Raw genomic sequence first — 5,766 nt, 5'->3', positions numbered from 1 at the left:
AAGCCGAGCAGGGCGACGGCCAGGATAAACGCCGCTGCGACGAGTTTCAGGATGAAGGCGGTGCTCAAAAACGATCCGTCGTAACGCACGAGCCACATCCACAGCCCCGTCAGCCACAACAGCGAAACGCCCGTCAGCGTGATGAGCGTGAAACGCGGGCGCAGCGCCAGAAGACCGGGCGGCGGCGCGCCGTCGGAGCGCTTGGCCTGAATGGCCACCATCATGCCGCCCATACCACCGGCGGCGCCCAGCATAAGGCCGAAAAAATGCAGGATCTTCATGAAGGTCAGCATGGCGTCATTCTCCGAAGGTTGAGGTGCGGAACGTGCGTCGCGTCGAGCGCGACGTCAAGCTGCCACTGGGATGCGCTCCTGCCAGCCTGATGACAGCAGCTATTCGGGACGCCCGACGGGCAGGCCGGAAGGCTGGGGCGCAGGCGGCGGCTGCGCCGCAGCGGGGCTTTGCGGGCCCGGTCGCGGACGCGTTTCGGATTTGCGTTTAGACGGCGCGGCAGCAACGGACTGCGATTGCCGTGGCGCCATTTCCTGACGCGGTGCCGCCACGCCGGTCTCGCCGCCCCGGATCACCTGCGGCAGACGTTGGGGGTGGCGTGAGATGGCGCTCGTGGTTTCCCGCGAAGCGGAATGCAACGAAGGAAGGGGCGTTCCGATGCCGACCATGGAAGGCGACAGGCGAAGCACTTCCGCTTCGCGAACCCGACTGAAAGAGGGTGCCGGATAAGCAAGGGGAGGTTCGTGCGGGCCCGCTTCCCGGGTCGGTTTGCGCTCGAATTCCTCGAGCACCACGGTCGATTGCGCGCTCTGCGGAGCATCGGCTTCAAGTTCGAGAAGGGACGAGGCATGACCGCCACCGGCCGCGACAAGCAGCATTGCAACGAGCAGGGGCTTCAGGAGCCGTGGCTGCATTGTTCTTTCCAATCATTGGCGGTCGCGGCGCGCGTCTCATCGCGCACGACCACTCAACGCGAAATCCCTTAAGATTCGGCAAAGCGGCGGGGCGCGACCTTGCCCGCCCGCAACAGGCGCGATACTCAGCGAGGGATTTTGAAAGGATCATGTGCTTGGCCGATATCCTGCCGGAGCGCGAGGCCCTGTCGCGGGCCGTCGCATTGTTGCGCGAGGGGGCGGCGATCGCCATTCCCACGGAGACCGTTTACGGGCTTGCCGCCGATGCCACCAATGGCGAGGCGGTGACGCGCATTTACGAGACGAAGGGGCGCCCGCAATTCAACCCGCTGATCGCTCATGTGGCGGATTCGGCGATGGCCGAGCGGATCGCCGTCTTCAGCCCGCTTGCGCGCAAGCTGGCCGACGCCTTCTGGCCCGGTCCGCTGACGCTGGTGCTGCCGCATCGTTCAGGCTCGGGCGTTCATCCGCTGGTGACCGCCGGCCTCGACACGATCGCGCTGCGCTGTCCGAGAGGGTTCGGCGCTCGGGCGATCACCGCACTGGGCCGTCCCCTCGCAGCTCCCAGCGCCAACACGTCCGGCCGCATCAGCGGCACGACAGCGGAAGCTGTGGAAGCCGATCTCGGCGCGCGCATCCCGTTGATCGTGGATGGAGGGGCGACGCCGGTGGGGCTCGAATCCACCATTCTCAAGGTGGAGCAGGACAGAATCACGCTGTTGCGGCCGGGTGGCGTTGCCGCCGAGGAAATCGAACGCGTATCGGGCCTGCCGGTGGCGCGCGGGGCGACGGGCGTGCAGGCGCCGGGCATGCTTGCCTCTCATTATGCGCCCAACGCTCACATGCGGCTCAACGTGAAAAGCGTCGCGCCGAACGAAGCGCTGCTTGCCTTCGGTCCCCGGCGCGTTCACGGGGCGGAGGGAGCGGTCGCCGTGCGCAACCTTTCCGAAACCGGCAATTTGCGGGAGGCCGCGACCAATCTGTTTTCTCACCTTCTGGCGCTCGACCAGTCGGACGCTGCCACAATCGCTGCGGAGCCGGTGCCCCTTGAAGGGTTGGGCGAAGCCATCAATGATCGTCTGGTGCGTGCCGCCGCACCGCGTGACAGTTAATGCTTCAGGGAACCGCCCATTCATGACCATCGATGCCGCTCTGATCGCCCGTTTCTCGAAGATCGTCGGCGCGCGTTACGCGTTGACCGATCCGGACGAAATCGCGCCCTATGAAGAAGAGCCGCGGGGACTTTTCAGGGGCAAGACGCCGCTGGTTCTGCGTCCGGGCTCGGTGGAAGACGTGAGCGCCATCCTGAGGCTTGCAAGCGAGACCGGCACCGCTGTGGTGCCCCAGGGCGGCAATACCGGGCTTGTCGGCGGCCAGATGCCCGATGGTGAGGGCAGCGAGATCGTGCTTTCGCTCTCGCGCCTCAACAGGATTCGCGAGATCGATCTCAAGTCCAACACGGCCACCGTGGAAGCGGGCGTGGTCCTGCAGACGCTGCAGGATGCGGCCGCCGACAAGGATCGCCTGTTTCCCCTGTCGCTCGGCTCGCAGGGTTCATGCCAGATCGGTGGCAATCTTTCGTCCAATGCCGGCGGTGTCGGTGCCCTCGCTTATGGCACGGCACGCGATCTGTGCCTCGGCGTCGAGGTGGTGTTGCCGACGGGCGAGGTGTTCGACGATCTGCGCAAGCTCAAGAAAGACAACACCGGCTACGACCTGAAAGACCTGTTCGTCGGGGGCGAGGGCACGCTCGGCGTTATCACGGCGGCGGTGGTCAAGCTCTTTCCCATGCCCAAGGGACGGGAACTGGCCTGGGCGGCGCTGCCGTCTCCGAGGGATGCGTTGCGTTTTTTCGAACTGGCCGGCGACCGCGTCGGCAACGGCCTGACCGCATTCGAGCTCATCGAGCGGACGCCGCTCGCCTTCGCGCTGGCGCATGTTTCGGGCACCGCCGATCCGCTCGCCGACCCGCATCCCTGGTATGTGATGATCGAGATTTCCTCAGGGCGATCTGCCGACGATGCGAAGGAAACGATGGAAGAATTGCTGACGGCCGCCTTCGAGGAAGGGCTGGTCGTCGACGCGGCGCTTGCCCAGAACGAAGCGCAAGCCAACGCTTTCCGCCATCTGCGCGAAGCGATGTCGGAAGCGCAGAAGCCCGAGGGGGCCTCGATCAAACACGATATTTCCGTGCCGGCCGCGGCGATCCCCGATTTCATCGAACGGGCCGGTATCGAAGCGCAGAAAATTGCCCCGGGTTGCCGCGTTATCTGCTTCGGGCACATGGGCGACGGCAATCTGCACTACAACGTCGCGCAGCCGAAGGACGGCGACGGCGATGCCTATCTGGCGCTTTATCGTCCGATGAACGATGCCATTCATGGCGTCGTGCGCGATCTGGGCGGTTCCTTTTCCGCCGAACACGGGATCGGCCGCATGAAGCGCGACGAACTCATCGCCACCCAGCCGCCCATCGCCACGGAATTGATGCGCCGGGTGAAAGCGGCGTTCGATCCAGCAGGAATCATGAACCCGCACAAGGTGATCTGACCGGTAAGGGTTCGCCGCGTTTCTCGCATCCGTGCCGGGCTCCGTCCTGAAAGGCGACGGGCGTGCCGGGCCGAAGCAATAATGCGCCCACAAGCTCCGCTTTTCCCCGCTTAAATTCCCGTCGTTTACGTTCCGGTGACACGCCTTTCCAGAGCGTTACACCTGGTTGGAAATCGCTAACCAATTGTAAGGTCAGCAAAATTTAACCGACTTTCTAAGCCTGACGGTAACGGCTCCTCGCTAGGGTGTTCTTACAACGAGGCCAAAAACGGCCCGGCGAGAGAACCGGAAAACCGGCTCTCAGGAGTGACAGGAAGGCAAGAAGATGAACAGTGGGCTCAAGCCAGTCTGGGCGGGCCGCGCGATGCGGCTCGACCCCTTTCGCCTGCCGCAGGCGGTGAGCTATGCATCGCACGACGATTTCGGCGAAGTCTCGTTCACCGTTGACCATCGCGGCGTGCGGATGAAGCGTTTTCTTACAAGAAGCGGTTTGCCCGTGACTTTCGCTTTGCCGCCGCGCGCCTTTCGCGGCGTTGCGGCCCGCGCCATCGAAGACGATTACGGCGATGTGACCGTCACGCTCGAACTTCATCATTCCGATCCGATGCTGTGCGTTCCGCTTTTGGTGGCGGACGATCTCGACGACGTGGCCGCCGACTGGCGCGCCTGGTCGGAGGCGCTCGGTCTTCCCATGCTGATGATCGAGGCGGATGGCCTTGCTCATGCGCTCGAGGAAAGCCTTGGCGAGGTGAAGGCGGCACCGCCGCGGGAACGCCGCCAGGGACGTCCGGTGCGTGCCCGGCGCCCGCGGTTTCTGGCGCGTCGCAAATGCGGCAGCCTCGGTGTGCGCGTCGTGGTCGGCGGCGACGAGATCATCGCACGCGATTGAAGCCGGTCAGAATTGCGGGCTGATCACCGCCCAGAGGCCGCCGCCGATCAGGCCAAGAAAGATCAGCCAGCCGACCACATTGTTGGAACGGAAAAGCGCCAGGCATTGATCCGGGTTGTCGATGTCGATGACCCGGATTTGCCGTGCCATGTGAGCGCCCGCGGCAACGAGACCGGCAAGGGCCGGCATCGGCACTTCCGCGAGTGCGAAGGCGACCGCGAAGAACAAAAGCGCGCCGCCATAGAGCGCGATGAGCCATTGGCGCGTCCTGTCGCCGAACAGACGTGCGGTGGAACGGACGCCGACAATGGCATCGTCTTCCTTGTCCTGATGAGCGTAGATCGTGTCGTAGCCGATCACCCAAAGGATCGAACCGAAATAGAGCAGCACCGGGGCCAGCGCGAGGCTTTCGAAATCCGCCGCCCAGCCCATGAGGGCACCCCAGGAAAAGGCAAGTCCCAGAAAGAGTTGCGGCCAATCCGTGAATCTCTTCGCGAAGGGATAGACCGCCACCACGAGAAGCGAAGCGAAGCCGAGTGCAATGGCGAATGCGTTGAACTGCACGAGGACGAGAAGGCCCAGCAGCGCCTGCGCGATCAGGAACGCCCAGGCCTGCCCGCGCGTGACCTGTCCGGAGGGAAGCGGACGCGAGCGCGTGCGCTCCACGGCATTGTCGATGCGCTCGTCCACCAGATCGTTATAGGTGCATCCGGCGCCGCGCATGGCGACGGCACCGACGAGGAAAAGCGCCAAATGCCAGAGGGAGGGCAGCACTTCGGCAAGCGGCGCGCCAGGCTGCGCATAGGCGGACGCCGCCAAGGCGGCCGACCACCAGCAGGGCCAAAGAAGCAATTGCCAGCCGATGGGGCGATCCCAGCGTGCAAGCTGTGCATAAGGCCACAGGCCGCGTGGGAGCACACGATAGACCCAGTGGCCGGAAGGGGCATCCGCAACGCGGCCCTGACCTTGGCGAGACTGGACCTTTTCCATGGTGACCTTTTCCATTTTTCGTTTCCGCATGCAGGGAGTGGCAAGGTGCGTGGCCCGCGTCAAGCGTTTCTGTCGGGGGAAGTTGCTGTCAGCTCCTTGATTTTCGGCGCGAAGAGCCATAGCCCGAAGCGACGACTGAACAAGCTGGGATGCAGAGCATGAACGTTCTTTTGATCGGGTCCGGTGGTCGTGAGCATGCACTCGCCTGGAAACTTGCGGCATCTCCCATTCTGACCAAGCTTTATGCGGCACCGGGAAATCCCGGCATCGCTCGCGATGCCGAATGCGTACCGCTCGATGTGTCCGATCACGTTTCGGTGGTCGCATTCTGCAGGGAAAAGGCCATCGACCTGGTGGTCGTGGGGCCGGAAGCGCCGCTGGTGGCGGGCCTCGCGGGTGTACTGAACGGTG

7 protein-coding genes are annotated in these 5,766 nt (G+C 64.2%); 4 read left to right on the top strand and 3 right to left on the bottom strand.

Features of this window, described 5'->3' with window-relative positions:
- Positions 1 to 293 (bottom strand): hypothetical protein (locus QZ638_RS22180; RefSeq protein ID WP_295814652.1); only part of this gene is annotated, 293 nt, incomplete at its 3' end.
- 99 nt (positions 294 to 392) lie between these two features.
- A complete protein-coding gene (locus tag QZ638_RS22175) occupies positions 393 to 926 on the bottom strand; it encodes a hypothetical protein (RefSeq protein WP_295814649.1) in 534 nt (177 codons plus the stop codon).
- A 155-nt stretch (positions 927 to 1,081) separates the two neighbouring features.
- Here QZ638_RS22175 and QZ638_RS22170 point away from each other — a divergent pair, with 155 nt between their 5' ends.
- The 3 genes from QZ638_RS22170 (at position 1,082) to QZ638_RS22160 (ending at position 4,365) form a co-directional block, all read left to right on the top strand.
- Positions 1,082 to 2,038: an L-threonylcarbamoyladenylate synthase gene (locus QZ638_RS22170; protein WP_295814646.1), complete on the top strand. Its 957-nt coding sequence runs from the start codon at positions 1,082 to 1,084 to the stop codon at positions 2,036 to 2,038.
- A 22-nt stretch (positions 2,039 to 2,060) separates the two neighbouring features.
- Complete coding sequence (locus tag QZ638_RS22165; protein WP_295814644.1) at positions 2,061 to 3,476, top strand: FAD-binding oxidoreductase; 1,416 nt, start codon at positions 2,061 to 2,063, stop codon at positions 3,474 to 3,476.
- A gap of 325 nt (positions 3,477 to 3,801) precedes the next feature.
- Positions 3,802 to 4,365: a DUF6101 family protein gene (locus QZ638_RS22160; protein ID WP_295814642.1), complete on the top strand. Its 564-nt coding sequence runs from the start codon at positions 3,802 to 3,804 to the stop codon at positions 4,363 to 4,365.
- Between the two features lie 6 nt (positions 4,366 to 4,371).
- On the opposite strand, the gene ubiA is transcribed toward QZ638_RS22160, so the two are convergent.
- On the bottom strand, positions 4,372 to 5,355 hold the full coding sequence (ubiA, locus tag QZ638_RS22155; protein ID WP_295814653.1) for a 4-hydroxybenzoate octaprenyltransferase: 984 nt from the start codon (positions 5,353 to 5,355) through the stop codon (positions 4,372 to 4,374).
- A 158-nt stretch (positions 5,356 to 5,513) separates the two neighbouring features.
- Here ubiA and QZ638_RS22150 point away from each other — a divergent pair.
- Positions 5,514 to 5,766 (top strand): phosphoribosylamine--glycine ligase N-terminal domain-containing protein (locus tag QZ638_RS22150; protein ID WP_295814639.1); only part of this gene is annotated, 253 nt, incomplete at its 3' end.

Source organism: uncultured Nitratireductor sp., assembly GCF_913053745.1.
Lineage (GTDB): Bacteria > Pseudomonadota > Alphaproteobacteria > Rhizobiales > Rhizobiaceae > Nitratireductor.
The sequence above is the reverse complement of the archived record's forward strand: the minus strand, read 5'-3'. Positions and strand labels throughout refer to the sequence as shown.